Annotated in this window: 23 protein-coding genes; 6 read left to right on the top strand and 17 right to left on the bottom strand. The window is 70.4% G+C overall.

The window, feature by feature from the left end:
* Positions 1–108: 108 nt before the first annotated feature.
* The 15 genes from NUG20_RS10185 to NUG20_RS10115 form a co-directional block, all read right to left on the bottom strand.
* Positions 109–1,005, bottom strand: coding sequence for a LytTR family DNA-binding domain-containing protein (locus tag NUG20_RS10185; RefSeq protein ID WP_263398199.1), 897 nt, complete (start codon positions 1,003–1,005; stop codon positions 109–111).
* Positions 1,006–1,056: 51 nt separating this feature from the next.
* Positions 1,057–3,993, bottom strand: a complete 2,937-nt coding sequence (locus NUG20_RS10180; RefSeq protein WP_263398198.1) for a DUF2135 domain-containing protein — start codon at positions 3,991–3,993, stop codon at positions 1,057–1,059.
* Between the two features lie 1,063 nt (positions 3,994–5,056).
* Positions 5,057–6,787: a single-stranded-DNA-specific exonuclease RecJ gene (recJ, locus tag NUG20_RS10175; RefSeq protein ID WP_263398197.1), complete on the bottom strand. Its 1,731-nt coding sequence runs from the start codon at positions 6,785–6,787 to the stop codon at positions 5,057–5,059.
* On the bottom strand, positions 6,784–7,704 hold the full coding sequence (locus tag NUG20_RS10170; RefSeq protein WP_263398196.1) for a phosphoglycerate mutase: 921 nt from the start codon (positions 7,702–7,704) through the stop codon (positions 6,784–6,786). The genes recJ and NUG20_RS10170 overlap by 4 nt, the downstream gene beginning before the upstream one ends.
* A gap of 4 nt (positions 7,705–7,708) precedes the next feature.
* The gene (gene greA / locus NUG20_RS10165) at positions 7,709–8,173 is read right to left on the bottom strand and encodes a transcription elongation factor GreA (RefSeq protein WP_170867603.1); all 465 of its coding nucleotides are present in this window, start codon (positions 8,171–8,173) and stop codon (positions 7,709–7,711) included.
* Between the two features lie 8 nt (positions 8,174–8,181).
* Complete coding sequence (gene carB, locus NUG20_RS10160; RefSeq protein ID WP_263398195.1) at positions 8,182–11,424, bottom strand: carbamoyl-phosphate synthase large subunit; 3,243 nt, start codon at positions 11,422–11,424, stop codon at positions 8,182–8,184.
* A gap of 1 nt (position 11,425) precedes the next feature.
* Positions 11,426–11,830, bottom strand: coding sequence for a four helix bundle protein (locus NUG20_RS10155; RefSeq protein WP_263398194.1), 405 nt, complete (start codon positions 11,828–11,830; stop codon positions 11,426–11,428).
* Positions 11,827–12,981, bottom strand: a complete 1,155-nt coding sequence (carA, locus tag NUG20_RS10150; protein WP_263398193.1) for a glutamine-hydrolyzing carbamoyl-phosphate synthase small subunit — start codon at positions 12,979–12,981, stop codon at positions 11,827–11,829. The genes NUG20_RS10155 and carA overlap by 4 nt, the downstream gene beginning before the upstream one ends.
* Before the next feature lie 161 nt (positions 12,982–13,142).
* Entirely contained in the window at positions 13,143–13,859 is a 717-nt protein-coding gene (dapB, locus tag NUG20_RS10145; RefSeq protein WP_263398192.1) for a 4-hydroxy-tetrahydrodipicolinate reductase, read from the bottom strand.
* A 427-nt stretch (positions 13,860–14,286) separates the two neighbouring features.
* Positions 14,287–14,997: an MOSC domain-containing protein gene (locus NUG20_RS10140; protein ID WP_263398191.1), complete on the bottom strand. Its 711-nt coding sequence runs from the start codon at positions 14,995–14,997 to the stop codon at positions 14,287–14,289.
* A gap of 22 nt (positions 14,998–15,019) precedes the next feature.
* Complete coding sequence (locus tag NUG20_RS10135; protein WP_263398190.1) at positions 15,020–16,228, bottom strand: aminotransferase-like domain-containing protein; 1,209 nt, start codon at positions 16,226–16,228, stop codon at positions 15,020–15,022.
* A 216-nt stretch (positions 16,229–16,444) separates the two neighbouring features.
* Complete coding sequence (locus NUG20_RS10130) at positions 16,445–16,816, bottom strand: hypothetical protein (protein WP_263398189.1); 372 nt, start codon at positions 16,814–16,816, stop codon at positions 16,445–16,447.
* A gap of 5 nt (positions 16,817–16,821) precedes the next feature.
* Positions 16,822–17,082: a DUF6587 family protein gene (locus NUG20_RS10125; RefSeq protein ID WP_263398188.1), complete on the bottom strand. Its 261-nt coding sequence runs from the start codon at positions 17,080–17,082 to the stop codon at positions 16,822–16,824.
* A 3-nt stretch (positions 17,083–17,085) separates the two neighbouring features.
* The gene (locus tag NUG20_RS10120; RefSeq protein ID WP_263398187.1) at positions 17,086–18,945 is read right to left on the bottom strand and encodes a ferrous iron transporter B; all 1,860 of its coding nucleotides are present in this window, start codon (positions 18,943–18,945) and stop codon (positions 17,086–17,088) included.
* Positions 18,942–19,187 carry a FeoA family protein gene (locus NUG20_RS10115; RefSeq protein ID WP_263398186.1) on the bottom strand — a complete coding sequence of 82 codons (246 nt, stop codon included), beginning with the start codon at positions 19,185–19,187 and terminating at the stop codon, positions 18,942–18,944. Before NUG20_RS10115 ends, NUG20_RS10120 begins: the two co-directional genes overlap by 4 nt.
* Positions 19,188–19,311: 124 nt before the next feature.
* Between NUG20_RS10115 and NUG20_RS10110 the strand changes: the two genes are divergently transcribed.
* From NUG20_RS10110 to NUG20_RS10085, 6 genes are all read left to right on the top strand, one after another.
* On the top strand, positions 19,312–20,100 hold the full coding sequence (locus NUG20_RS10110) for an enoyl-CoA hydratase-related protein (protein ID WP_263398185.1): 789 nt from the start codon (positions 19,312–19,314) through the stop codon (positions 20,098–20,100).
* Positions 20,097–20,498, top strand: a complete 402-nt coding sequence (locus NUG20_RS10105; protein ID WP_263398184.1) for a VOC family protein — start codon at positions 20,097–20,099, stop codon at positions 20,496–20,498. Before NUG20_RS10110 ends, NUG20_RS10105 begins: the two co-directional genes overlap by 4 nt.
* Before the next feature lie 169 nt (positions 20,499–20,667).
* Positions 20,668–21,561 (top strand): hydroxymethylglutaryl-CoA lyase, encoded by an 894-nt coding sequence (locus NUG20_RS10100; protein WP_263398183.1) that lies wholly within the window; start codon positions 20,668–20,670, stop codon positions 21,559–21,561.
* Positions 21,562–21,850: 289 nt separating this feature from the next.
* Positions 21,851–22,621 carry an SDR family oxidoreductase gene (locus NUG20_RS10095; RefSeq protein WP_263398182.1) on the top strand — a complete coding sequence of 257 codons (771 nt, stop codon included), beginning with the start codon at positions 21,851–21,853 and terminating at the stop codon, positions 22,619–22,621.
* A gap of 112 nt (positions 22,622–22,733) precedes the next feature.
* Positions 22,734–23,300, top strand: coding sequence for an elongation factor P-like protein YeiP (gene yeiP / locus NUG20_RS10090; protein WP_263398181.1), 567 nt, complete (start codon positions 22,734–22,736; stop codon positions 23,298–23,300).
* A 4-nt stretch (positions 23,301–23,304) separates the two neighbouring features.
* Entirely contained in the window at positions 23,305–23,694 is a 390-nt protein-coding gene (locus NUG20_RS10085; RefSeq protein WP_263398180.1) for a hypothetical protein, read from the top strand.
* A gap of 559 nt (positions 23,695–24,253) precedes the next feature.
* Here the strand turns inward: NUG20_RS10085 and NUG20_RS10080 are convergent.
* On the bottom strand, positions 24,254–26,302 hold the full coding sequence (locus tag NUG20_RS10080) for an Lnb N-terminal periplasmic domain-containing protein (protein WP_263398179.1): 2,049 nt from the start codon (positions 26,300–26,302) through the stop codon (positions 24,254–24,256).
* Positions 26,299–26,616, bottom strand: coding sequence for a DUF2388 domain-containing protein (locus NUG20_RS10075; RefSeq protein WP_263398178.1), 318 nt, complete (start codon positions 26,614–26,616; stop codon positions 26,299–26,301). Before NUG20_RS10075 ends, NUG20_RS10080 begins: the two co-directional genes overlap by 4 nt.
* Between the last annotated feature and the right edge of the window lie 74 nt (positions 26,617–26,690).

Below are 26,690 nucleotides of genomic sequence, written 5' to 3'. Positions count from 1 at the left end.
TTCCGACAAACGGCAGACAAGAGCGCGATTCTAGCAATTCCGGTCTGGCAATTCCGGCCGCCGCGCCCCAGCGCGCCGGCGGCCCGCCCAGCCCGAGCGCCGCGCCGATCACTCGGCGAGCGCGGCCTCGCCCTCCCCGGCCGCCGCGCGCAGGGCGGCGCGGTAGCGGCGGCTGCACGGGACATGGCTGCCGTCGCGCAGGTGCACGCGCGCCTCGCCCGCATCCAGCGGCTCGATCGAGACCACGCACGCCAGGTTGACCATGTAGCTGCGGTGGATGCGCACGAACCGCGCCGGATCGAGCCTGGCCTCGATCGCGGCCATGGTGCTGCGCAGCGGGTAGTCGTGGCCGCGCACGCGCAGGTTGACGTAGTTGCCCGAGGCCTGCAGCCACTCGATGTCGGCGGCGGCGACCAGGAAATCGCGGCCGAGCTTGCGCACCAGGAAGCGCTCGGGACGCTCCAGCGACTCCACCGGCGGGCCTTCGTCGGGCGCGCCGAGCAAGGCCGCCTCGCCCTGCCAGCGGCGCAGCAGGAAGCGGTACATCTCCACACACAGCAGCATCGAGGCCAGGCTGCGCACGTCCTTCAGGTATTCGTAGGCCAGCCCCTGCGGCCAGGGCCCGAAGTCGTAGTGCAGGCCCTGCAGGCGATAGACCACGCTGCGGATCGCGACCATGCCCAGCACGTGCAGCACCGACAGCGCGACGCTGCCCAGTAGGTACGCCGGCAACCGGCGCCGCCAGTTGTCCCAGTGCAGCGGATAGCGCCGGGTCAGCAGCACCAGCAGCGGCACGATCAGCAGGAACACCAGGCCGCTGGACCATTCCCACAACGCCGGCTCCCACGCGGCGAAGTGCAGCCCGGTACGGCGGATGTCGATCAGCACGGTGATGCTGTTGGCGATGCCGTTGACCAGGGTCAGCGCGACCCAGAAGCCGATCTCGAAGCTGCGGCGCCACGGCAGGAAACGGGAGTAGACGCTGGGGCTTGGCGATTCGGACATGCCGCATTTTAACGCGCCGGCCATCGGGCGATGGCCGGCGCGGCGGCGCTGTCAGCGCACCTCGAACTCGCCGACCAGGATCGTGTCCTTCTTGTCCTTCAGCCGCAGTGTCACCTGCTGGTCGCGCTGCGTGGCGCCGCCCCAGCCGGTGCTCAGCTGCAGGTGCAAGGTAGTCGCGCCAGTGACCAGTGGCTGACGGTCGCCGAAGAAGTTCGCCTCCACCTTGTACTTGCCCGGCTTGGCCCGGCGCAGCGAGAACTCTTCCGGCCCGTAGCCGCCGGTCAAGTCCTGCGACAGCTGCCCGCCCTGGTAGGTCGAACGGTGCGCGTAGTAGCAACGCTCGCCGTTGGGATCGGTCACCCACAGGTCCATGTCGCTGTTGTCGCTGTCCCAGTTCAGCACCACGCGCAGGTCCAGCGGCAGGTTGCGCAGCAGGCGCGGGTCGACGAAACCGGTCTGCAGCGGGCGCGGCGCCCGCGCCACGATCGCGTTCAACTCGTTCAAGGCGATCAGTGCCACCCCATCGAAGCGCGGATCCCAATCGCGCGCGACCACCTGGTACAGCTGCTCGATCGCGGCCTGCTCGTCGCCCGCCGCGGCCTGGGCCAGGCCCAGATCGCGGAAGCTCTGCGGCTCCTCCTCGCCCAGCCGCAGCACCTGCTCGAACACCGGCACCGCCAGGTCCGCCCTGCCCGCCTGCAGCAACCGGTAGCCGAGCACGCGCAGCACGTGGCGGTTCTCCAGCTGCAGCTCGGCCAGGTTGGACAGCACGCGCAGCGCCAGGTCGCGCTGGCCGCGTTCGAACAGCACGTCGGCTACGTCCAGGTAGAACGCCACGCTGTCGGCATGCGCCGCACGCTCGCTCAGGTACAGCGGATAGAGCGCATCCGGCGCCGCAGCGCGCAGGCGCCGGGCGTACGGCGAGTCCGGCTGCCAGGGCTGCAAGGCCAGCGAGATCGTGGTGGGCGCGGACGCGCCGACACGCGCATAGGCGTCCGTCGCGTCGCCATCCGATGCCGCGACCGCGCCGCTGACGGCCACCGCCTCCAGCGCCGCAGACTCTGCCACCTGCATCGGCGCGGCGGGTGCCGGCGGCGGCGCCATGGCCATCGCCGGCGCGGGCCGCGAAACGCCGTCGCGCCGCTGCAGGCGGGCATCGCCCTGCTCGCCTTGCGGCTTGGCCTGCGGCGGTGCGTTCTTCGGGAACGTGCGCTGCCACCAAGCGATGCGCTGCGCGAACTCCCCGGCGACGTGGTCGATACGTTGCTTGCGCTGTTCGCCCTGTTCCTGCTGGCGCTGCGCCTGCGCGCGTGCGACCGCCTCGCGCAGCGCCGGCGGCGGCGCGATCGCATAGCGCACGTAGTCGTCGACGTTCTCCAGCACCAGCAGCGAGGTGTCGGCGCTGACCAGCCCGAAGCGGCTGGCCAGTTGCAGGCGGCGCTCGGCGTTGCCGAGCGGATCGGCGGCCAGGCTGCGCAGCATGGCCCGCGCCCAGGCGCCCGGCACCAGATCGCCCGGTACTTCGCTGGCGCCGCGCAACGGCAGACGCAGCCGGCGCGTGCTGGAGGCGGTGGCGATCTCCAGTTGCAGCGTCGCAGTGTCGGCAAGCAGGCGACCGGCGATCCGCAGGTAGCCGTCGTCGGCATGGCGGGAGTCGGCGACCAGGTCGGCGACGCCCTCGCCCTGCAGCGCGACCAGTTCGCCGCCGCGCTGCAGCAGCCGCTCGCTGGCCTGCCGCACGCCTTGCATGCCATGCAATTCGATCAAGCGGCCGCCGCGTGCTTCCGCCGACGCCGCCAAGCGCGCGGCATCGGCATGGGCGCCGGCCGACTCGACCGCGTACAGGCGCTGGCCCGGCGCCAGCGCCGGCAAGGCCTGCGCACCGTAGTTGCCGAGGCCATCGCTGAACAACAGATACTCCTGCACCTCCGCCGCCGGCCGCCAATCGCCCAACGCGCTGGCGCCGTCCGGCTGCAGGCCCTGCAGCGTCGCCTGCAACGCGCTCCAGTCGCCGTCGCGGACCTGGAAGCGGCGTGGCGCCTCGGCACGGTCGCGCAGCACGACCAGATCCACCTGCGCGTTGCCGACCGCGGCGAAATAGCGCTGCAGCAAGGCCAGCTCGGCGGGGATGTCGCGCTGCCGCGCCGAACCGGACGCGTCCCACAGCAGGCCGATGCGCTGCGGCAGCGGGCGCGCGCCATGCACATCGGCGATCGGCACCAGCGCCTGGAAATAGCGCTGGCCGTCATGGCTGCCGACCGCCACGCGCGGATCGTTGCTCGCGCGCAACGACAGCACCAGTTCCTTCGGCAGTTGGGTTGGCGTTCCGGACCACGCCGCCGCATAGCCGCCGGGCGTCGGCAGCAGGCGCAGGCCGGCCGGCAGCGCCGCGGCATCGACCGCTGCTGCCTGCGTGCTCAGCTGCAAGCGCAGCGACTGCGCGCTGGCCGCATAGCCCAGCGGCAGGCGCCACTGCCAGCCCGCCGCAGTGCGTGCCAGCGATTCGCGATAGACCAGGCGCACGCGGCGGCTGCCGTGCGCGGGGATCGGATACAGCCGCAGTTGGAACTGATTGCCCGCGGTCTGCTCGACCAGGCCGGGGTCCACGCCGCGCCGTTCGATCGCCTCGAACACCTGGCGTCCGCGCGCCTTGGGCACCGGCACCGCATCGCGCATCTGTCCGTCGATGTCCAGCGCGAAACCGCTGATCTGCTGCCCGTCGCGCAGCGGGAACGCCAGTTGCCCTTCCAGCACGCGCGCGTTGGGATTGAAGAACACCAGTTCCACCGTGGTCTCGGCCAGGCCGGCCGCCGCATGCGCGCTCACCGTCGCCGAGCGCAGTTCGACCGGGCGCTCGCCTCGGTCGGTCTTCAGTAGCGGGGCGAGAAGGTGCTGCGTTGGCGCGGTTTGCGCCCAGGCCGGTGCGGCGATGGCCAACAACACCGAGAACAACAGCAAGCACAGGCCTTTGCGCGCGACGTACGGCATGGATCACTCCTTGATGGGACGGTATAGCTTGAACGTCCGGTGCGGCGCTGTGGGGTTAGCCAGAATCTTCGCGCGGTGTGCTTGGGTCTCTGAGCCTTGCATCGATGCGGCTGATCCTATCTTTACCCAGCCGTCTTTGAGGGGAGAGCGGCTAGCGGCCGTTCCCTTCTCCCATCGGGACCATGGCCCCCCTTTCGGGGGAAGGTGCCCCGAAGGAGCGGATGAGGGTACGGGCGCAGCCTCGTGCACCCAACTCAGCGAGCCGCTTTCGCGCCGTACCCTCACCCCAACCCCTCTCCCGAGGGGAGAGGGGCTATGCGCGCTCGGCTGTTCCCTTCTCCCATCGGGAGAAGGTGCCCCGAAGGGGCGGATGAGGGTACGGGCGCAGCCTCGTGCGCCCAAACACAGCGAGTCGCTTCGCGCCGTACTCTCACCCCAACCCCTCTCCCGAGGGGAGAGGGGCTATGCACGCTCGGCTGTTCCCTTCTCCCACCGGGAGAAGGTGGCCCGCAGGGCCGGATGAGGGTACGGGCGCAGCCTCGTGCACCCAACTCAGCGAGCCGCTTTCGCGCCGTACCCTCACCCCAACCCCTCTCCCGAGGGGAGAGGGGCTATGCACGCTCGGCTGTTCCCTTCTCCCACCGGGAGAAGGTGCCCCCCAGGGGCGGATGAGGGTACGGGCGCAGCCTCGTGCACCCAAACACAGCGAGTCGCTTTCGCGCCGTACCCTCACCCCAACCCCTCTCCCGAGGGGAGAGGGGCTATGCGCGCTCGGCTGTTCCCTTCTCCCATCGGGAGAAGGTGCCCCGAAGGGGCGGATGAGGGTACGGGCGCAGCCTCGTGCGCCCAAACACAGCGAGTCGCTTCGCGCCGTACCCTCTCCCCAACCCCTCTCCCGAGGGGAGAGGGGCTAGACGGTCCCTTCTCCCGTCGGGAGAAGGTGCCCCGCAGGGGCGGATGAGGGTGCGGGCGCAGCCTCGTGCGGCCAAACACAGCGAGTCGCTTCGCGCCGTACCCTCTCCCCAACCCCTCTCCCAGAGGGAGAGGGGCTAAGGACGCTGGATCAGTCCGACAGGCTCCGGCAGTGCTCCACCATCAGCTGTACCGCTTCGCCGCCGCGATAGTCGTCGGCGACCAAACGGTAGGCGATGTGCACGCGGCGGCCGGGTTCGTCGCCGCGCCAGCCGTTGAAGTGGATCGCGTTCAGCGGCTCGTTGCGGCCGGCGCAGCGCAGGCTGAACTTGAGGTGGCGCTCCTTCAGCACGCGCCACTGCACGACCTCGAACTCGCCGTCGAACAGCGGCTCGGGGAAGCCCTGCCCCCACGGCCCGGCCAGGCGCAAGGCCTCGGCATGGCGATGGTCCAGCTCGTGCGCATCCAGCGCGCCGTCGCTGAGCAGTTCGGCCTGCAGCAGCGTCGCGTCCAGGCTGGCCAGCGCATGGTCGCGGAACAGTTGTTCGAACTCGGCCAGCGCGTCCTGGCGCAGACTCAATCCCGCGGCCATCGCATGGCCGCCGAATTTTTCCATCAAGCCTGGCCGGCGCGCCTCCACCGCCGCCATCGCGTCGCGGATATGGAAGCCGGGAATCGAGCGGGCCGAGCCGCGCAACTGGTCGCTGCCCGGCTCGGCCGGGGCGAAGGCGATCACCGGGCGATGCAGCCGGTCCTTCATCTTCGAAGCGACCAGGCCGATCACGCCCGGATGCCATTGTGCATCGAACAGGCACACCGCCACCGGCGGCGCATCCGGCGCGGCCAGCAAGGCCTGCGCCACGGTGGCCTCGGCCTCGTCGGTCATCTGCTGCTGCACGGCGCGGCGCTCGCCGTTGATCTGTTCCAGCGTGGCGGCAATCTCGCGCGCCTGCCGCGGGTCGTCGCACAGCAGCAGTTCGATGCCCAGCGCCATGTCCTCGAGCCGGCCGGCCGCGTTGAGCCGCGGCGCCAGCGCGAAGCCGATGTCGCTGGCGCTGAGCCGCGCCGGATCGCGGCCGCTGGCCTCGATCAAGGCGCGCAGGCCGACGCAGCCGTCGCCGCGCTGCAGGCGGCGCAGCCCGGCCGACACCAGCGCGCGGTTGTTGGCGTCCAACGGCACCAGGTCGGCGACGGTGCCGACCGCGACCAGGTCCAGCAGCACGGTCAGGTCCGGCACCTGCGCCGCGAACGCGCCGCGCTCGCGCAGGTGCCGGCGCAAGGCCAGCAACACGTAGAAGATCACCCCGACGCCGGCCAGCATCTTGCTCGGGAACGCGTCGCCGGCCAGGTTCGGATCGACGATCGCGTCGGCCGGCGGCAACAGGCTGCCCGGCAGGTGGTGATCGGTGACCAGCACCTGCCAGCCCAGCGCCTTGGCCGCGGCGACGCCGGCATGGCAGGCGATGCCGTGGTCGACGGTGACCAGCAGGTCGGGCTGCAGCGGCGCCAGTTCGGCGACCAGCGCCGGCGACAGGCCGTAGCCGTGCACCATGCGGTTCGGCACCGCATGCAGCACCTGCGCGGCGCCGAGCAGGCGCAGCCCGCGCACCGCCACCGCGCAGGCGGTGGCGCCATCGCAGTCGAAGTCGCCGACCACCAGGATGCGCTTGCCCGCAGCGATCGCGTCGGCCAGCAGCGCCACCGCCGCGCCGATGCCGCTCAGCGCGTCCGGCGGCAGCAACTGCGCCAGTTTCGGCTGCGCCAGCGCGGCGTCGTGCGCGCCGCGCGCGGTGTAGATGCGGCGCAGCAGCGGCAGCACGGCCTCCGTCCACGGCCCGCCCTCGGCGGCCGGCCGCCGGGTGATGCGCAGCAGCGGGCTCATGCGTCCAGGCGCGCCAGCGGCCGCCGCCAGAAGCGCCAACGCTGTTCGCGCTCGATCCGGAAACGCACCCCATCCTCGAAATCCAGCAGCAGTTGCTGCAGTTCGCCCAGGCGCAGCGCCTCGAGCAGCGGCTGCATCACCTCGCCGACGAACTGCTCGGGCGCGCGCAGCTGGCGCAGGTCGACCAGCGCATCGACGCGCGGCGTTTGCTCGGCGTCGATCCCGGCGGCCTGGGCCAGCGCGCGCAGCAGCGGCTCGCGGCTGCGCACCTGCGCGTGCGCGGTGCTCACCGAGGCCGGCAACGCGCCGCCGCCCCAGAACCACAGCGAGTTGATCGCGGGCTGGCCGCGCGCAGCGCGTTCGCGGTTCCACGGATGCTGGTGCAGCACGATCTGCGCTTCGGTCAGCAGCGCACGCCAGCGGCGCGCACCCTCGCCCTGCGGCAGATGGTCGAACAGATCCGCGCCGAGCACCTGCGCCGGCGCGGCGAAATCGGGCAGCGCGCTGCCCGGCTCCAGCCGCAGATACCAGCGGGTGGCTTCGGCGGCGTCCAGCGCCAGGCCGGCCTCGGCGAACGTCTCCTGCAGCGCCGGCAGCAGCGCGGCCAGGTCGATGGCATCGATCGCGAGCATGTCGCCATGCGCCATCAACCGCGCGCCCTGCATGTCCGGCACCACGTAGGCCGGATCGGCGCGCAGCCACACCGCGTCGCCGGCGTCGCCGGCATCCAGCTGCCGGGTCAGCGCGGCCACCGGCCATTGCCCGGGCGGCAGCACGAAATGGCGGCGCAACTGCGCCTCCGAACCGGCGTCCAGGCGCTCGCGCTGGGCACGGCCGAACGCGCGCGCCACCTCGCCGGTCAGGCCCGATCCGGCCAGGCGCGCCCGCTCCGGCAACAGCAAGGTGGCGACGGCCACGGCGTCAGCCGACGTATTCGACGCTGACGATCTCGTACTCGCGGCGCCCGGCCGGGGCATCGATACTGACGCTGTCGCCTTCCAGCTTGCCGATCAGCGCGCGCGCCAGCGGCGAGGAGATCGCGATCAGCCCCAGCTTGATGTCCGCTTCCAGATCGCCGACCAGCTGGTAGCGCTTCTCTTCGTCGTTTTCCACGTCGGCCAGGGTCACGGTCGCGCCGAACACCACCTTGCTGCCGACCGCCAGCTTGCTGACGTCGATGATCTCGGCGTGCGACAGCTCGCTCTCCAGCTGCTTGATGCGGCCTTCGATGAAGCTCTGCTGCTCGCGCGCGGCGTGGTATTCGGCGTTTTCCTTCAGGTCGCCGTGCGCGCGCGCCTCGGCGATCGCGGCGATGACCTGCGGCCGCTTGACCGACTTCAACTGGTCCAGTTCCTCGCGCAAACGCAGCGCGCCTTGCATGGTGATCGGGGCTCTCACGCTTCCAGCTCCTTGTGCAGTTCCTGCAGCGCCCAGACCGGGCCGGTGCCGCGGAATTCCAATGAATGCACCAGCGCACGCGCGCCGGCGACGGTGGTCGAATAGGTGACGCGCTGCTGCAGGGCTTCGCGCCGGATCGAGAACGAATCGGAGATCGCCGCACGGCCCTCGGTGGTGTTGACGATATACACGATTTCGCCGTTCTTGATCAGGTCGACGATGTGCGGGCGGCCCTCGGCGACCTTGTTGATCTGGTCGCACTGCAGGCCGTGCTGGCGCAGCCACGCGCAGGTGCCGCTGGTCGCCACCAGGGTGTAGCCGCGCTCGACCAGCGCCTGCGCCACCGGCAGCACGCGCTGCTTGTCCGGGTCGCGCACCGACAGGAACGCCTTACCCAGCGGCGGCGCCTTGATCCCGCCGGCTTCCTGCGCGCGCGCGAACGCGGCGCCGAAGCTGCGGCCCACGCCCATCACCTCGCCGGTGGAGCGCATCTCCGGGCCGAGGATCGGGTCCACGCCCTGGAACTTGGCGAACGGGAAGATCGCCTCCTTCACCGAGTAGTAGTCGGGCACGATCTCCTTCAGCGCGCCCTGCTCGGCCAGGGTCTTGCCGGCCATGCAGCGCGCGGCGATCTTGGCCAGCGCCATGCCGGTGGCCTTGGACACGAACGGCACCGTGCGCGAGGCGCGCGGGTTCACTTCCAGCAGGAACACTATGTCGTCGCCGGCCTCGTCCACCTGCACCGCGAACTGGGTGTTCATCAGCCCAACCACGTTCAGGCCCTTGGCCAGCATCACCACCTGGCGGCGCAGTTCGGCCTGGGTCTTGGCCGACAGCGAATACGGCGGCAGCGAGCACGAGGAATCGCCCGAATGCACGCCGGCTTCCTCGATGTGCTCCATCACCCCGCCGATCAGCACGTGGCCGTCCTTGTCCGCGATGATGTCCACGTCCACTTCCACCGCGTTGTCGAGGAAGCGGTCGAGCAGCACCGGCGAATCGTTGGAGACCTTGACCGCGTCGCGCACGTAGCGCGCCAGGTCCGATTCGCCGTAGACGATCTCCATCGCGCGGCCGCCGAGCACGTAGCTCGGGCGCACCACCAGCGGATAGCCGATCTCGCGCGCCAGCACCAGCGCTTCCTCGGCGTTGCGCGCGATGCGGTTCGGCGGCTGCTTCAGGCCGAGCTTGTCGACCAGTTGCTGGAAGCGCTCGCGGTCCTCGGCCAGGTCGATCGAGTCCGGGCTGGTGCCGATCACCGGCACGCCGTTGGCCTCCAGCGCGCGCGCCAGCTTCAGCGGGGTCTGCCCGCCGTACTGCACGATCACGCCCTTGGGCTGCTCCAGTTCGACGATCTCCAGCACGTCTTCCAGGGTCAGCGGCTCGAAGTACAGGCGATCGGAGGTGTCGTAGTCGGTGGACACGGTCTCCGGATTGCAGTTGACCATGATGGTTTCATAGCCATCCTCGCGCAGCGCCAGCGCCGCGTGCACGCAGCAGTAGTCGAACTCGATGCCCTGGCCGATGCGGTTGGGGCCGCCGCCGAGGATCATGATCTTGTCGCGGTTGCTCGGCTTGGCCTCGCACTCGTCCTCGTAGGTCGAATACAGGTAGGCGGTGTCGGTGGCGAATTCGGCCGCGCACGAGTCCACCCGCTTGTACACCGGGCGCACCTTGTGCGCGCGGCGCAGCGCGCGCAGCGCGGCCTCGTTGGTGCCGCACAGCTCGGCCAGGCGCGCGTCGGAGAAGCCGGCGCGCTTGAGCTTGCGCAGCCGCGCGGCGTCCAGCGAGCCCAGGCCGTCGGCGGCCAGCTGCTTCTCCTGCGCGACCAGGTCCTCGATCTGGTCCAGGAACCACGGATCGATGAACGACAGCGCATGCACCTGCTCCACGCTCATGCCGGCACGGAACGCGTCGGCGACGTAGAACAGGCGCTCCGGACCGGGCGCCTTCAGCTCGCGCTTGAGTGCGGCCATGTCGTCCTCGCTGCCCAGGTCCAGGCCGGTCGGGTCGAGCCCGATCTTGCCGGTTTCCAGGCCGCGCAGCGCCTTCTGCAGCGATTCGGAGAAGGTGCGGCCCATCGCCATCACCTCGCCCACCGACTTCATCTGCGTGGTCAGGCGCGCATCGGCCTGCGGGAACTTCTCGAACGCAAAGCGCGGGATCTTGGTCACCACGTAGTCGATCGATGGCTCGAACGAGGCCGGGGTCAGGCCGCCGGTGATCTCGTTCTTCAGTTCGTCCAGGGTGTAGCCGACCGCCAGCTTGGCCGCGACCTTGGCGATCGGGAAGCCGGTGGCCTTGGAGGCCAGCGCCGAGGAGCGCGACACGCGCGGGTTCATCTCGATGACGACCACGCGGCCGGTCTGCGCGTTGATGCCGAACTGCACGTTGGAGCCGCCGGTGTCCACGCCGATCTTGCGCAGCACCGCGATCGAGGCGTCGCGCAGGCGCTGGTATTCCTTGTCGGTCAGGGTCTGCGCCGGCGCCACGGTGATCGAGTCGCCGGTGTGCACGCCCATCGGGTCCAGGTTCTCGATCGAGCAGACGATGATGCAGTTGTCCGCGGTGTCGCGGACCACTTCCATCTCGAACTCCTTCCAGCCCAGCACCGACTCTTCGACCAGCACTTCGCTGGTCGGCGACAGCTCCAGGCCGCGGCCGACGATCTCGATCAGCTCCTCGCGGTTGTAGGCGATGCCGCCGCCGCTGCCGCCGAGGGTGAAGCTGGGGCGGATGATGGTCGGGTAGCCGACCCGGGTCTGGATCTCCAGCGCTTCCTCGAGGGTGTGCGCGACTGCCGCCTTCGGGCACTCCAGGCCGATCTCGCCCATCGCCACGCGGAACAGCTCGCGGTCCTCGGCCATCATGATCGCCTCGCGCTTGGCGCCGATCAGCTCCACGCCGTACTTTTCCAGCACGCCGTGATCGGCCAGGTCCAGCGCGCAGTTCAGCGCGGTCTGCCCGCCCATGGTCGGCAGCAGCGCGTCGGGCTTTTCCTTGGCGATGATCTTCTCGACCGTCTGCCAGTTGATCGGCTCGATGTACACGGCGTCGGCCATGTTCGGGTCGGTCATGATCGTGGCCGGGTTGCTGTTGACCAGCACCACGCGGTAGCCCTCGTCGCGCAGCGCCTTGCACGCCTGCGCGCCGGAGTAGTCGAACTCGCAGGCCTGGCCGATGACGATCGGGCCGGCGCCGATGATGAGGATGGTTTTTAGATCGGTGCGCTTGGGCATGTCAGCTCCGGGACCGGGGACCGGGGACCAGGGACCCGGTTTCCAGCCGTTGATTAAGTGAATAGTGCAATTTGTGCAGCATTTTGCCGACCCGCTCGGCGATATCCATGACGATATCCACCGCCTGCGCATCGGCCAGCGAGAGTTCGGCGGCCAACGTCAGCTGCGTCTGTAGCTCTGCGATCGAACCGCGTGCCATCGAGACGAAGCGGGCGTAGTCACGCGTCGATGCGCGCGCATTGCCCTCGGCGATGTTGGATGGCACCGAGACGGCAGCGCGTTGCAGCTGCGAAGTGAGTCCATAACGCTCTTCTTTCGGGAAATCCGCGGTCAATATGTAGACCGCCTTGGCAAGCTCGATGGACAGTCGCCATACGTCGAGTTCTCTGAAATGCGAAGGGCTCAAGCCCTCGCCTCCCGGTCCCCGGTCCCCGGTCCCCGGTCCCGCATCAACGCAGTGAAGCGATCGAACAACGGCGCCACGTCGCGCGGGCCCGGCGAGGCTTCCGGGTGGCCCTGGAAGCTGAAGGCCGGCGCGTCGGTCAGTTCGATGCCCTGGTTGGTGCCGTCGAACAGCGAGCGGTGGGTCACCCGCACATTGGCCGGCAGCGACGCTTCGTCGACCGCGAAACCGTGGTTCTGCGAGGTGATCATCACCCGGCCGCTGTCCAGGTCCTGCACCGGATGGTTGGCGCCGTGGTGGCCGTGGCCCATCTTCAGCGTCTGCGCGCCGGCGGCCAGCGCCAGCAGCTGGTGGCCCAGGCAGATGCCGAAGGTCGGGATCTTCCTGTCCACGAACTGCTTGATCGCGGCGATCGCGTAGTCGCACGGCGCCGGATCGCCGGGGCCGTTGGACAGGAACACGCCGTCCGGGTTCATCGCCAGCACCTCGGCGGCGGGCGTCTGCGCCGGCACCACGGTGACCTCGCAGCCGCGCTCGGCGAGCATGCGCAGGATGTTGAGCTTCACCCCGTAGTCGTAGGCGACAACCTTGTACTTCGGCGCCGCCTGGGCGAACGCGTTGCTGTCCAGGTCGAGTTGGCCGTCGCGCCACGGGTAGGCCTTGTCGGTGGACACCACCTTGGCCAGGTCCATGCCCTTCAGGCCCGGGAACTTGCGCGCCGCTTCCAGCGCCGTGTCCACGTTCACTTCGCCGGCCATCACTGCGCCATTCTGCGATCCCTTCTCGCGCAGGATGCGGGTCAGCTTGCGGGTATCGATGCCGGCGATGGCGACCACGCCGCGCTGGATCAGCCAGTCCGGCAGCGACACCTGGCTGCGCCAGCTGCTGGGGCGGCGCGGCACGTCGCGCACGATCAGGCCGGCCGACCAGACCTGGGCGGCCTCATCGTCCTGGTCGGTGCAACCGGTGTTGCCGATGTGCGGATAGGTCAGGGTGACCAGCTGGCGGGCGTAGGACGGATCGGTCACGATCTCCTGATAGCCGGTCATCGCGGTGTTGAACACCACTTCGCCGACGGACAGGCCAGTGGCGCCTACGGATTCGCCCTCGAACACGGTGCCGTCTTCAAGGACAAGGATTGCGGGTTGAGTCACGGGGTTCGCCTTGGGGAGAGAGGAACCCTGCCCCACCAACTTGCGGCTGCAAGAAACCGCGAACTCGGCGCTTCTCCGGGTCCGTGGCGATGGGTAACAGGCGAGCGAGAATTGTACCGGCGCGGACCTGTCCGCGCCAGACGTTTATGTGAAAGCGCCGTTCAGCCGAGCAGATCGCGCAGCCGGTAGGCCCCGGGCGCGCGGCCCGGCAGGCGCGCGGCGGCGTGCAGCGCGCCGCGGGCGAAGATGTCGCGGTTGCTGGCGCGGTGCACCAGCTCCACCCGCTCGCCTAGCCCGGCGAACTGCACCAGGTGCTCGCCGACGATGTCGCCGGCGCGCAGGCTGGCGTAGCGCGGCTGCGCGCCGCCGTGCGCGGCCGCCTCGCCCAGGGTCAGCGCGGTGCCGGACGGCGCGTCCTGCTTGTGCACGTGGTGCGATTCGACGATGTCGCAGTCCCAGCCCGGCAGCGCCGCGGCGGCGCGTTCCACCAGATCGTTCAGCACCGCCACACCGAGACTGAAGTTCGACGCCCAGATCAGCGGGATGCGCGCCGCCGCGTCGGTCAATGCCTGGCGCTGCGTGTCGTCCAGCCCGGTGGTGCCGGACACCAGCGCCGCACCGCGCGCCACGCACAGCGCCAGCACCGGGTCGAAGCCCTGCGGCAGGCTGAAATCGATCGCCACGTCGAACGCCGGCGCTGCGTTCAGTTCGGCCGCGGCGAAGTACGGCACCCCGTCGACCACCCGCTGCGCCGGCGCACGCCGGATCACCGCCGCCGCCACCTGCAACGCAGGCTCCTGCGCAGCCAGCCGCAACAGCGCCTGGCCCATGCGGCCGGACGCACCATGAATCAACACACGCACGGGGGAAGTCGTCATCGGCACAAGGCTAGCGGTTTGTCGCGATGGGCGACAGGGGTGTTGCGGTGTGGTTTTGATCGGCCGGCGGAAACCGCTTGAGCGTTGATGGCATGCGAAGCCGGACGGCCACTGCTTCGCTCGTCGCGACTGAAGTCGCTCCCACAGGGATCTGCGGCCGGCGTGCCGTTCCACTGCAGGTCGGTCCACTGTAAGAGGGCTTCAGCCCGGCTCCATTCGCAACCGGCAGATCTGCCGCTTCGTTCGTCGCGGCTGAAGCCGCTCCTACAGGGGCTTGCGGCCGGCTCGCTGGGTGCACTGTTGGAGGGACTTCAGTCCCGACGGCCATCCGAAGCCGGCAGGCCCATCGCTGCGCTCGTCGCGACTGAAGTCGCTCCCACAAGGACTTTCGATCAGTTGGCTACCTGCGCTGCAGAAAGGGCGCGCCCTACTCGGCCGCCGGTTGTCCCAGCAGGCGCTTGTTCCAGCATTCGACCTCGCGCTGGGCCAGGCGCCGTTCGAACAGCAGGCGCCAGTTCGGCACCAGCGGCAGGGCCAGCACCTGTTCCAGTTGCGCCGGATCCACCTCGCGCCGATACAGCAGCTGGATCAACCGAGCCAGCGACCAGGCCGGATACGGCCGCTCCAGCAGGGTCAGGCGGTCGCCGGCGGCGACCTCGCCCGGCTGCAGCACGCGGTAGTACCAGCCGGTGCGGCCGCTTTCCTGCACGCGCCGCGCCAGCGTGGGCACGCCGAAGCGGTCCGACAGCTTCCAGCACGGCTGCCGCGACTGCGAGACCTCGACCAGCGCCGTGCCCAGCCGCAGCCTGTCGCCCAGGCACAGGTCGGCCTCGGTGGCGCCGTGCGTGCTGAGGTTCTCGCCGAACGCGCCGGGCGCGTCCAGCAGGGCGTGCCCGCCCAGTTCCTGGCGCCAGGCCGTGTAGTGGTCGCGCGGATAATGGTGCAGCGCCTTGTCCGGGCCGCCGTGCACGCGGCGGTCGCCCTGTTCGTCCAGTTCCAGGCCTTCCACACCGATCTGCAGCCGTCCCGGCAACGGCTGCTTGGCGATGGCGCTGCGGCTGCCGGGCCGGGTGAAGTCCTGCGCACGGCCGACCAGCACCGCCTCCACGCCCAGGTCCAGGGCCGCAGCTGCGGTCATGCGCGTGCGCCGGGATGCCGCATCAGGCCGCAGCGCCGCGGTGCGCGGCGACCTCGGCCTGCAGCAGTTCGCCGAGGATGCGCACGCCGGCATCGATCCGCTCTTCCGGCACGGTCACGAACGACAGGCGCAAGGTGTTGCGTTGCGGCTCGACCGCATAGAACGGCGCGCCCGGCACGAAGGCGACGTTGCGTTCGATCGCCTTGGCCAGCAGCGCGCCACCGTCCATGCCCACGGGCAGTTCGACCCAGATGAACATGCCGCCGGCCGGACGGTTCCAGCGCACCTGCGACGGGAAGTACTTCCCCAGCGCCGTCAGCATCTGCTGGCAACGGCTCGCGTACAGGCTGCGGATGCCGGGAATGTGCGCATCCAGGAAGCCGTCCTGCACCGCCTCGTAGACGATGCGCTGGCTGAACGAGGGCGTATGCAGGTCCGCCGCCTGCTTGGCCTGCACCAGCTTGGCGTGCACCGCTTCGGGCGCGATCACGAAGCCCAGGCGCAGGCCCGGCGCCAGCACCTTGGAAAACGAGCCCATGTAGATGACGCCGTCTGGATGCATCGACAGCAGGCTGGGCAGCGTGTCGCCGCTGTAGCACAGCTCGCCATACGGATCGTCCTCGACGATCGGCACGCCGGCGGCGGCGGCGCGCGCGACCAGCGCCTGGCGCCGGTGCAGCGGCAGGCGCCGCCCGGTCGGATTCTGGAAGTTCGGCAGGCAATACATGAAGCGCGCGCCGGCCAGCTGCGCGTCGTCCAGCGCATCCACCACCAGCCCGTCGTCGTCCGACGCCATCGCCGCGAAGGCCGGCTGGAACAGCGAGAAGGCCTGCAGCGCCCCCAGGTAGCTCGGCGTCTCCACCAGCACCTTGCTGCTTTCGTCGATGAACACCTTGCCGAGCAGGTCCAGGCCCTGCTGCGAGCCAGTGGTGATCAGCACCTGGCTGGGGCGGATGCTGGCGCCGTCGCGGCTCAGGCGCGCCGCCACCCATTCGCGCAGCGGCAGATAGCCTTCGGTCGGGCCGTACTGCAGCGCCGCCTGCGGCGCCTCGCGCAGGACCTTGTCGCAGGCGTACTGCATGCGCGCGATCGGAAACGTGTCCGGCGACGGCAACCCGCCGGCGAAGGAGATCACCTCCGGGCGTTCGGTGACCTTGAGGATTTCGCGGATCGCCGAACTGGTCAGCGCCTGCGCACGGCGGGAAAGCTGGAAGGAGGTCGTCATCGGCATAGGATAATCGCGGGCGTGCCGGTGCGCATGCGCCGCGACGCCGGGCGCGATCTGAAACGCACAGGTCCGACGAACACCACGCGCATCAGCGAGCCTGCCAGGCGCCCAGGCATCCTCGCACGCATGCGCGGCATCCTTCATCGGCAGGCACGGCGCGCCCGCAGCCAGCCGCATGCCGTCACCCGCATTGCGGGCACGGCGGCCGGACGCCGCCGCTCACGCCTGGCGCGCGGCCTGCTGCAGTCGCCGCAACGCGTCGTGCGCATACAGCCGCACGTCCGACACCGGCGGCAACGGTGGCGCGAACAGGGTCTCGTCCAGCTGCAGGATCGGCCCGTAGACGACCGTCGTCTGCGCCCCGAGCGTGCACAGGCCGCGCAGCACGGTCAGCCGATAGCCCTGGCCCTGGTAATAGCAGGTGCCGCCATCGGCCGGCACCGGCGCCTCGGCGTCGATCAACGCGTAGCGCGGGACCCCACCGGCCGCCACCACGCGAAAGTCCGCGGCGGCCTGATTCAGGGCATCGCGCTGCGCTGGCGCCAGCGCCTGCAGCTCGATGCCCGGGAATACAGCGTCCAATGCCGTCATGTGGCTCAATGCCGCCGCGGCGGTGCCGGACCGCAACTGTCGCAGCCGCCGCACGCACCGGCGCCGCCGCTGGCCGCAGGCGCGATCTTGCGGCCCAGCGCCTGCAACCAGGACGCGCGGTTTGGCTTGAGCAGGCGCAAGGCGATGGCGCTGCGCAGTTTGCGCGCGGTGCCGGGAAACTGCTTCTTCAGCACCACCCACGCGCTGAGCAGCACCGCCAGCGCGATCACGACGTACTGCAGCAGCAGCGACATGGACGTGGACATGGCTCAGCCGGCTCCCAGCGCCACCGCGATCTGATAGGTGACCAGCGAGGCCAGGTAAGCCAGCGCGAACAGGTAGAACGCGGCGAAGCTCATCTGCTTCCACGAGTTGGTCTCGCGCTTGATCGTGGCCAGCGTGGAGATGCACATCGGCGCGTAGATGTACCAGACCAGCAGCGACAGCGCCGTGGCCAGCGACCAGCCATTGTGGATCAGCGGCGACAGCGCCTGCGCGGCGGCATCGTCGTCGACTTCCGACAGCGCGTACACCGTGGCCAGCGACGCCACTGCCACTTCGCGCGCGGCCAGGCCGGGGATCAGCGCGATGCAGATCTGCCAGTTGAAGCCCAGCGGCGCGAACACCGTGGTCATCGCGTGGCCGATGCGGCCGGCGAAGCTGTAGTCGATCGCCGGCAGCGTGGCGTTGGCCGGCGCCGCCGGGAACGACAGCAGGAACCACAGCAGGATGGTCAGCGCCAGGATGATGCCGCCGACGCGCTTGAGGAAGATCGCCGCGCGCTCCCACAGGCCCAGCGCCAGGTCGCGCAGGTGCGGCACGCGGTACGAGGGCAGTTCCAGCAGCAGCGGATGCTCGCCCTTGTCGCGGCGCCATTTCTTCATCGTCCACGACACCGCCAGCGCACTGGCGATCGCGGCGAAATACAGCCCGAACAGCACCAGCCCCTGCTGGTTGAACACCCCCCAGACCTGCTTCTGCGGGATGAACGCGCCGATCAGCAGCGCGTACACCGGCAGCCGTGCCGAGCAGGTCATCAGCGGCGCGACCAGGATCGTGGCCAGGCGGTCGCGCGGGTCCTGGATGCTGCGCGTGGACATGATCCCGGGCACCGCGCAGGCGAAGCTGGACAGCAGCGGGATGAACGAGCGCCCGGACAGCCCGGCGGCGGCCATCATGCGGTCGAGCAGGAACGCCGCGCGCGGCAGGTAGCCCGATTCCTCCAGCGCCAGGATGAAGGCGAACAGGATCAGGATCTGCGGCAGGAAGATCACCACCCCGCCGAGGCCGGCGATGATGCCGTCGACCAGCAGGCTGTTGAGCGGCCCCGCCGGCAAGGTGCTGCCGACCCAGGCGCCGAGCGCCTTGCTGCCGCCGTCGATCAGCTCCATCAATGGCGCGGCCCAGGCATACACTGCCTGGAAGATCAGGAACATCACCACCGCCAGGGTCAGCAGCCCGGCGACCGGGTGCAGCAGCCAGCGGTCCAGCGCGTCGTCGATGCGCGAGGTGCGGGTCGGCATCGATACCGCCGCGGCGAGGATGCGCCGCACCTGCTGGTGGTAGTCGCCCTGCCCTTCGGCCGGCGCCACCGCCGGCGGCAGCGCCGGGGCCAGCGCGTCGAGCCGCTCGACCAGCGCCCTGGCGCCGTTGCGGCGCACCGCCACGGTTTCGATCACCGGCACGCCGAGCGCGTCTTCCAGCGCCTGGCGGTCGATGCGGATGCCGCGGCGCTGCGCGGCATCGACCATGTTCAGCGCCACCAGCATCGGCTTGCCCAGCTCGCGCAGCTCCAGCGCGAAGCGCAGGTGCAGGCGCAGATTGGTGGCATCGACCACGCACACCAGCACGTCCGGCGCCGGCTCGCCCGGATAGAAGCCGCGGCACAGGTCGCGGGTGATCGCCTCGTCCAGGCTGGCCGGCTGCAGGCTGTAGGCGCCGGGCAGGTCGAGCACCGCGAACTCGCGCCCGGACGGGGCGCGGAAGCGGCCTTCCTTGCGCTCGACGGTGACCCCGGCGTAGTTGGCCACCTTCTGCTTGCTGCCGGTGAGCTGGTTGAACAGCGCGGTCTTGCCGCAGTTCGGATTGCCGACCAGCGCCAGCCGCAGCGGCACCGCGTTCGCGCTCATGGCTGCGCCTCGGCGCGGACCTGCACCCGCGCCGCCTCGCTGCGGCGCAGGGCGAAGCGCGTATAGCCGACCTGCACCAGCAACGGTTCGCCGCCGACGGGGCCACTCGCCAGCACCTGCACCTGCTCGCCGGCGACGAAGCCCAGCTCGCGCAGGCGCCGCGCGATGGCGTCGTTGGGCTGGCGGTCGTGCACGGTTTCGACGAGGGCGGTGCTGCGCAAGGGCATATCGGACAACGTCACTGAACGTTCCGGCGATAAGAATGGTTATCAATTGTAGCACCGCCGCATCGCGTCATGGCGCCGCCGGCGCGGCCCGCTATCATGTCCGTATGGCTGCCGTTACCCCTTCGTACGAGACTCGCCGATGAGCGATGCACTGCTGCTGGAACGCTCGGGCAAGGTCCTGACGTTGCGGCTGAACCGACCCGAGGTCCGCAATGCGTTCGACGCCGCGCTGATCGCGCAGCTGACCGCAGCGCTGCAGCAGGCCGGCACCGATCCGAAGGTCAAGGTGGTGGTGCTGGCCGGCGCCGGGCCCGCGTTCTCGGCCGGTGCCGACCTGCAATGGATGCGCTCGATGGCCAATGCCAGCGAGGCCGAGAACCTGGCCGACGCGCTGGCGCTGGCGCAGCTGATGCGCACCCTCGACGAGCTGCCCAAGCCGACCGTGGCGCGGGTGCATGGTGCGACCTTCGGCGGCGCGGTCGGGCTGGTGGCCTGCTGCGACATCGCCGTGGCCGCCACCGACGCCCGCTTCGCGCTCAGCGAGAGCCGCCTGGGCCTGTTGCCGGCGGTGATCTCGCCCTACGTGATCGCCGCGATCGGCGCGCGCCAGGCGCGGCGCTGGTTCGCCAGCGCCGAGGCGTTCGACGCGGCCACCGCCACCCAGATCGGCCTAGTGCACCAGACGGTGGCGCCGGCCGCGCTGGACGCGGCGGTGCAGCGCCAGGTGGAACTGCTCGGCCAGGCCGGCCCGCTCGCCGCCGCCGGCGCCAAGGCGCTGGTGCGCCGGGTCGCCGCGGGCGGCGACAGCGCCACGCTGGACCGCGACAACGCCGCGCTGATCGCGCGGCTGCGGGTCTCGGCCGAAGGCCAGGAAGGACTCAGCGCGTTCCTGGACAAGCGCGACCCGAACTGGGTGGGATTCTGGTGAGCCCGCTCGACCACATCGGCCTGCGCTGCGTCGAGTTGGAGCGCAGCCTGGCTTTCTATCGCGCCGCGCTGGCCGCGCTCGGGCTGGACATCGTGATGGAGGTGAGCGCAGAGCAGACCGGCGACCGCCGCCACATCGGCTTCGGCCGCGACGGCAAACCCAGCGTCTGGCTGACCGATGGCGCCACCAGCGCCGTCGGCGCGCTGCATCTGGCCTTCGTCGCCGGCGACCGCGCCCAGGTGGATGCGTTCCATCGCGCCGGGCTGGCCGCCGGCGGTCGCGACAATGGCGCGCCCGGGCTGCGGCCGCATTACCACCCCAATTACTACGGCGCCTTCCTGCTGGATCCGGACGGGCACAACATCGAGGCCGTCTGCCACCGGCCGGCGGGCGCCTGAGGCCTCGCCCGGTGGCCACCGTACTTCGCCCAGCCTGCGCCGTTCACGCAACGGCGCCCAGCCATTCGCTCCAAGGATCGCCCGTGACCGCCGATTCGCCGCTTCCGCCCTGCCTCGCGCGCCATGCCCAGCCGGCATCGGCGTGCGCGCCGCGCCACCGTCATAGCCGATGAACGACTTCGTCCGCCTGGTGGAAGTCGGGCCGCGCGACGGCCTGCAGAACGAGAAGGCCTGGGTCGCCACCGCCGACAAGATCGAACTGATCGCGCAGCTGTCGCGTACCGGCCTGCGCAGCATCGAGGCGACCAGCTTCGTCAGCCCGAAGTGGGTGCCGCAGCTGGCCGACGCGGCCGAGGTCTATGCCGGCATCGTGCCGGCGCCGGGCGTGGACTATCCGGTGCTGGTGCCGAACCTGCAGGGCTACGAGCGCGCCGCGGCGGTCGGCGTGCGCGAGGTCGCGGTGTTCACCGCCGCCTCGGAGACCTTCAACCGCACCAACACCAATGCCGGCATCGACGAATCGCTGGCGCGCTTCGCCCCGGTGCTGGCGCGCGCCGCGGCCGACGGGGTCAAGGTGCGCGGCTACGTCTCCACCGTGCTCGGCTGCCCCTACCAGGGCGCGGTGCCGCTGACCGACGTGGTGCGGGTGGCGCGGCAACTGCACGCGATGGGCTGCTACGAGATCTCGCTGGGCGACACCATCGGCGTCGGCACCCCGACCAAGGCGCGGGCGATGCTGCGCGCGGTCGCCGCCGAGCTGCCGATGGCGGCGCTGGCGGTGCATTTCCACGACACCTATGGCCAGGCCCTGGCCAACATCGCCGCGTGCCTGGAAGAAGGCGTGCGCGTGGTCGATGCGGCGGTGTCCGGCGCCGGCGGCTGCCCCTACGCCAAGGGCGCCAGCGGCAACGTGGCCAGCGAGGACGTGGTCTACCTGCTGCACGGCAGCGGCGTGGACACCGGCATCGACCTGGATGCGCTGGCCGCGACCGGGCGCTGGCTGGCGCAGAAACTCGGCCGGCCGAACGGCAGCAAGGTCGGCCAGGCGCTGGCGGCGGCGTAACCGCAAGCCATCGGCGCCGCGGGCGCGCCGCATCAGCAGCGCCCTTCTTCGCGCGCTCTTCCTGTACCCCCGCCATTTGCCGTGCATGCACAGCGAGGCGATCCAGCCGGTTCGCGCGGTCGCCAACGCCGAACCGAGCAGCACGCTTGCTCCGCTCGACCGTGCCAACAGCGCTGGTAACAACGAGGCCTTCCCGAGAAACCTTCTTCGGGTCCCTGGTCCCCGGTCCCGGTCGCCCGCCTTCAGGCGCGTCAGCTAAAATGCGCCCTTTCCTGGGAGGGAACACCCAATGCAGCTTGCCGATATCCGCGCGGTGGTCACCGGCGGCGTTTCCGGACTCGGCCTGGCGGTCGCGCAACGCATCGTCGCCGACGGCGGCAAGGTCGCGCTGTTCGACCTCAACGACGACAAGGGCGCGGCCGCGGTCGCCGCGCTCGGCGCAGCGCAGGCGCGCTATTTCCGCACCGACGTCAGCGACGAGGCGCAGGTCGCGTCGCAGCTCGGCGCCGCGCGCGACTTCCTCGGCGGGCTCAACGCCGCGATCAACTGCGCCGGCATCCTCGGCGCCGGCCGAGTGCTCGGCAAGGAAGCGCCGATGGCGCTGGCCACGTTCCAGGGCACGGTGATGGTCAACCTGGTCGGCAGCTTCAACGTCGCCAAGGCCGCCGCCGACCTGATGCAGCACAACGCGCCGGGCGAGGACGGCGAGCGCGGCGCGATCGTCAACACCGCCAGCGTCGCCGCCTACGAAGGCCAGATCGGCCAGGCCGCCTATGCCGCATCCAAGGGCGGCGTGGTGGCGATGACCCTGCCGATGGCACGCGAACTGGCGCGCTTCGGCATCCGCGTCAACACCGTCGCCCCTGGCATCTTCTGGACCCCGATGGTGGACGGCATGCCCGAGGTGGTGCAGCAGTCGCTGGCCGCGTCGATCCCGTTCCCGCCGCGACTCGGCCGCCCGGAGGAATTCGCCGACACGGTGATGTTCCTGCTGCGCAACCGCTATCTCAACGGCGAGGTCATTCGTCTCGACGGCGCGGTACGCTTGGCGCCCAAGTAACCGGGATTCGTGATTCGGGATTGGGGATTCGTAAAGCGCCCCGCCCCCTTCGCCCCCCGCCCTGCTCTTTACCAATCCCGAATCTCCAATCCCCAATCCCGGCTCCAAACCCATGAAAGCCAACGAAATCAAGAAAGGCAACGTCGTCGAGTACAACAACGGCGTCTATCAGATCCGCGACATCGAACGCAGCTCGCCGCAGGGCCGCGGCGGCAACGTGCGCTTCCGCTTCGTGATGTACAGCGTGCCGGGCGGCAACAAGCTCGACGCCAGCTTCGACGGCGACGACGACCTGCGCGAGGTCGAACTGACCCGCCACCAGGCCACCTTCTCGTATAAGGACGGCGACGCGTTCGTGTTCCTGGACGACGAGGACTACACCCCGTACACGCTCGACGCCGACGTGATCGGCGACGACGCCGGCTACATCACCGAGGGCCTGACCGGCATCTACGTGCAGGTCATCGACGACCAGCCGGTGGCGGTGCAGCTGCCGCAGAGCGTGACCCTGGAAGTGGTGGAGACCCCGCCGGAGCTGAAGGGCGGCACCGCGACCAAGCGGCCGAAGCCGGCCAAGCTCAATACCGGGCTGGAGATCATGGTGCCGGAGTACATCGGCAACGGCGAGCGCGTGCTGGTCAACACCACCACCGGCGAGTTCGCCGGGCGTGCGGACTGAGCGCATGCGAACACCCCGCGAGCTCGCCCTGGTGGCGCTGCTGACGCTGCCGGGCCTGATGTCCGGCGCCGACGCGGCCGCACCGGCGGGCGCGCCGGCGGCCAAGGCCGCCTGCGCCATTCCCGCGGACGTGGATCCCGAGCACCACGCCGGCTTCTGCGCCATGCCGCAGGACGTGCGCGCGTTCGTCGCGCGCCAGGACGTCTGCAACCACTTCGCCGGCGAAGAGCCCTACGACGCGGCGCGCCGCCGCGAACTGGAACGGGCGATCGCGAAGTACTGCGACGGCAACGAAGCGGCCTGGACCAAGCTGCGCGCGCAGTACCGCCAGGACCCGGCGCGCACCGCATGGCTGAACCGCTACGGCGAGGACGCCGGCCTCGACCTGCCGTAGCGGCGGCGGCCGGCTTCGGAAAGGGAGGGCTGGCATTGAGCCCTCCTACACCGCATCGATCAGCTCGCAAAAAGTTCTTGTAGGCGCGACTGCAGTCGCGACGAACGAAGCGGCACACCTACCGCCCACGGATTCGGTCGGGGCTGAAGCCCCTCCTACAGTGCACCCAGCCAGCTCGCCGCAAGCCTTGGCAGGAGCGGCTTCAGCCGCGACGAACGGAGCAGCACTCCTACCGCCCATGGATTCGGTCGGGGCTGAAGCCCCTCCTACAGTGCACCCAGCCAGCTCGCCGCAAGCCTTGGTAGGAGCGGCTTCAGCCGCGACGAACGAAGCGGCACACCTACCGCCCTTGGATTCGGTCGGGACTGAAGCCCCTCCTACAGTGCACCCAGTCGGTTCGCTGCAAGCCTTGGTAGGAGCGGCTTCAGCCGCGACGAACGGAGCGGCACACCTGCCGGTCTCGGATTCGGTCGGGGCTAAAGCCATTCCTATCCGTGCACCCAGCCAGCCCGCCGCAAGCTCTTTGTGGGAGCGACTTCAGTCGCGACGAACGGAGCCGTCATTTCTCCGCCGCAGGCTGCAACACCGACGGCGACACCAGCTGCAACCCGCCGCCGTCGCGATTGAGTTCGCGCAGACGCATGCCCAGCGCGGCCAGGTTCGCATCGATCTGCTGCAGTTCCGCGCGCAGCGGTGGCGGCAGCAAGGCGTGCAGCCGCGCCTGCAACGCGGCGCCCTCGCTGTGCAACGCGTCGATCCGCGCCTGCCCCTGGCGCTGCAGCCAGTCGCGCTCCTGCGCCTGCGGCAGGCCATAGCCGGGCTGACCCTGCAGCAGCGTCGACGGTTGGCTCAACAGGCCTTGCTGCGCCAGCACCGCGCGGACGGCTGCGGCCGCCTTCTGGCTCTCGTCGGCAGCGGACGCGTCAGTGACCGGAGCGGCGGCACCGGCAGTGGCGGCAATACCGGCACCTGCACCTGCACCTGCACCTGCATCAGCACCAGCACCAGCACCAGCACCGGCATCGGCACCGCCATCGACACCAGCATCGATGCCAGCACCGCCAGCGTGCGCCTCAGGCATGCGCGCTCCTGCCAGATAGCGTCGCTTCAACACATCGCGCCCGCGCTGCTCCTGGCGCCGGCGCGCGGCATTCTCCAGCAGCAGCAATGCGGCGCTGGCGCGCAGGTCGCCGCGCTGCAGCCACGGTGCGCGCTGCGCCGCCGGCAGGTCCAGCCAGGCGTGCGCGGTGCGCGCCGGCAACGCCAGTTGCGCGCGTGCGACCGCGAACATCGCCGCGTAGTGCGCGCTCGCCGGTACGAAGTAGTAGCCCTGGCGCGCCGCGGCGTCGGCATCGTCCAGCACCCGAGTGTCGGCGATGCCGGCGCGGGCCAGGCGCCGCAGCAGGCCGGTCGGGCTGATCCCGGCCAGGCGCGCGCCGGCCAGCCGCGGCACGCCGTCGTGCAGCAGCTTGTAGATCTCCACCGCGCAGTTGTTGCTGAGGAAGTAGTAACGGCCGTCGTAGCTCCAGTGCAGCTGCGCGGCGCGTTCCAGCAACGCGGCGATCTCGTCCGGCGCCAGCCGCAGCGGAATCGACTGCAGCCCGCGCAGCTGCACCTGGGTGTATTCGTCCACCACCTGGCGCAGCGGCAGCACGAACAGCCGCGACGGATACGAGCCGACCAGGCCGCGCACGCTGGAGATCTGCACATCGTCGACGAAGGCGCGGAACGACAGCACCTTGTGATACGCCAGGTCCAGGCGGCAATCGGGACCGGGCGTGCGCCCCGGCGCGCAGATCACCAGCCGCAGCATGCTGTGGCCCCAATGGCTCATCGGCTGCGCATTGCCTTCGGCCAGCAGGTAGTCCACGGCGTAGACCCGCGCCGGATCCAGCTGCAGCAGCGCCGCCTCGTCGGCCAGCGGATCCTGCAGATAGACCAGACCAGGGGCGCAGGCCGACGCCGGCGGCGACCAGTCCAGGCGCTGCGCGAAATACCGCGCCAGCGCCGGGCGCCGGCACGCGTAGTCCGGATCCAGCAGGAAATGTTCCAGGTTGACCGCGACGAATTCCGCCGGAGACGCCAGTTCGTACCGGTCCGGGCTGCGCTCGCTGAAGGCGTTGTCTCCCAAGCGCAGGCCCAGCCGCATCGGGCTGACCTGCCAGCCGGCCAGATCCAGCAGGCGCGGATCCGACGACAGCCGGCCCGCCGCGGAGCGGTCGTAGAAATGCGCCAGTTCGTGCAGCAGCGCGGCGATCGCCGGCCGCGTCGCCGCGCCGGCACCGTCATCGCCACCTGCAACAGGACGCGCCATCCATGCGCGCAGCAGTGCCTTGTTCAACAGCAGTCGCCGCGCCTGCGCCCTGCCATGCACCTGCGCCGGCAGGTCGTCACGCCATTGCAGCGCCAGCGGCGCATCGATCGCCGCCACCCAGGCCGGCGGCAGCTTCGGCAGCACCGCATCGAGCAGCGCCTGGCTGGCCGCGCGCTCGGGCGCGCTCAGGCCACTCGCATCCACCTGCAACTGCAAGGCCTGCGCGGGCACTGCGCAGGCCAGCCACAGCAGCGCCAGCCACGCCAGCCGGCGCCGCGGCCGGCGCGGTCTCACAGCGCCAGGATGGCCTGCGCCAGTTGCAGGTCGCTGGCCTGCTGCGCCTGCGGGTTGCGCTCGCGCAGCACGCGCAGCGCCGCTTCCAGCTGCGCGCCGCGGATGCGGCCGGCGCTGGCGACGAAGCCGGCCGCGTCGTCGCGCGCCTGCAGCACCAGCTTGTCGTCGCCGGAGCTGCTGTCCGAAGACGCGGAACTGCCGGCAGAGCCGGCCGAGGCCGAACCGGCGGAACTGCCGGCGAAGCTGGAGGCCTGCGCGAGCGCGGGGAGGGTCAGGATCAACAGCAGGGCGCAGCGCGCGGTCACTCGGTTCATCGCATCGGTTCCAACGGGATCAGGGAAGAAGCGTGGCAGTCGCCGCGCCGGCATAGCCTAGCCGGCCGCCGGCG

Source organism: Xanthomonas sp. CFBP 8443 (assembly GCF_025666195.1).
Lineage (GTDB): Bacteria > Pseudomonadota > Gammaproteobacteria > Xanthomonadales > Xanthomonadaceae > Xanthomonas_A.
Note: the sequence above shows the minus strand (reverse complement) of the source record. Positions and strands in the feature narration are given on the sequence as shown.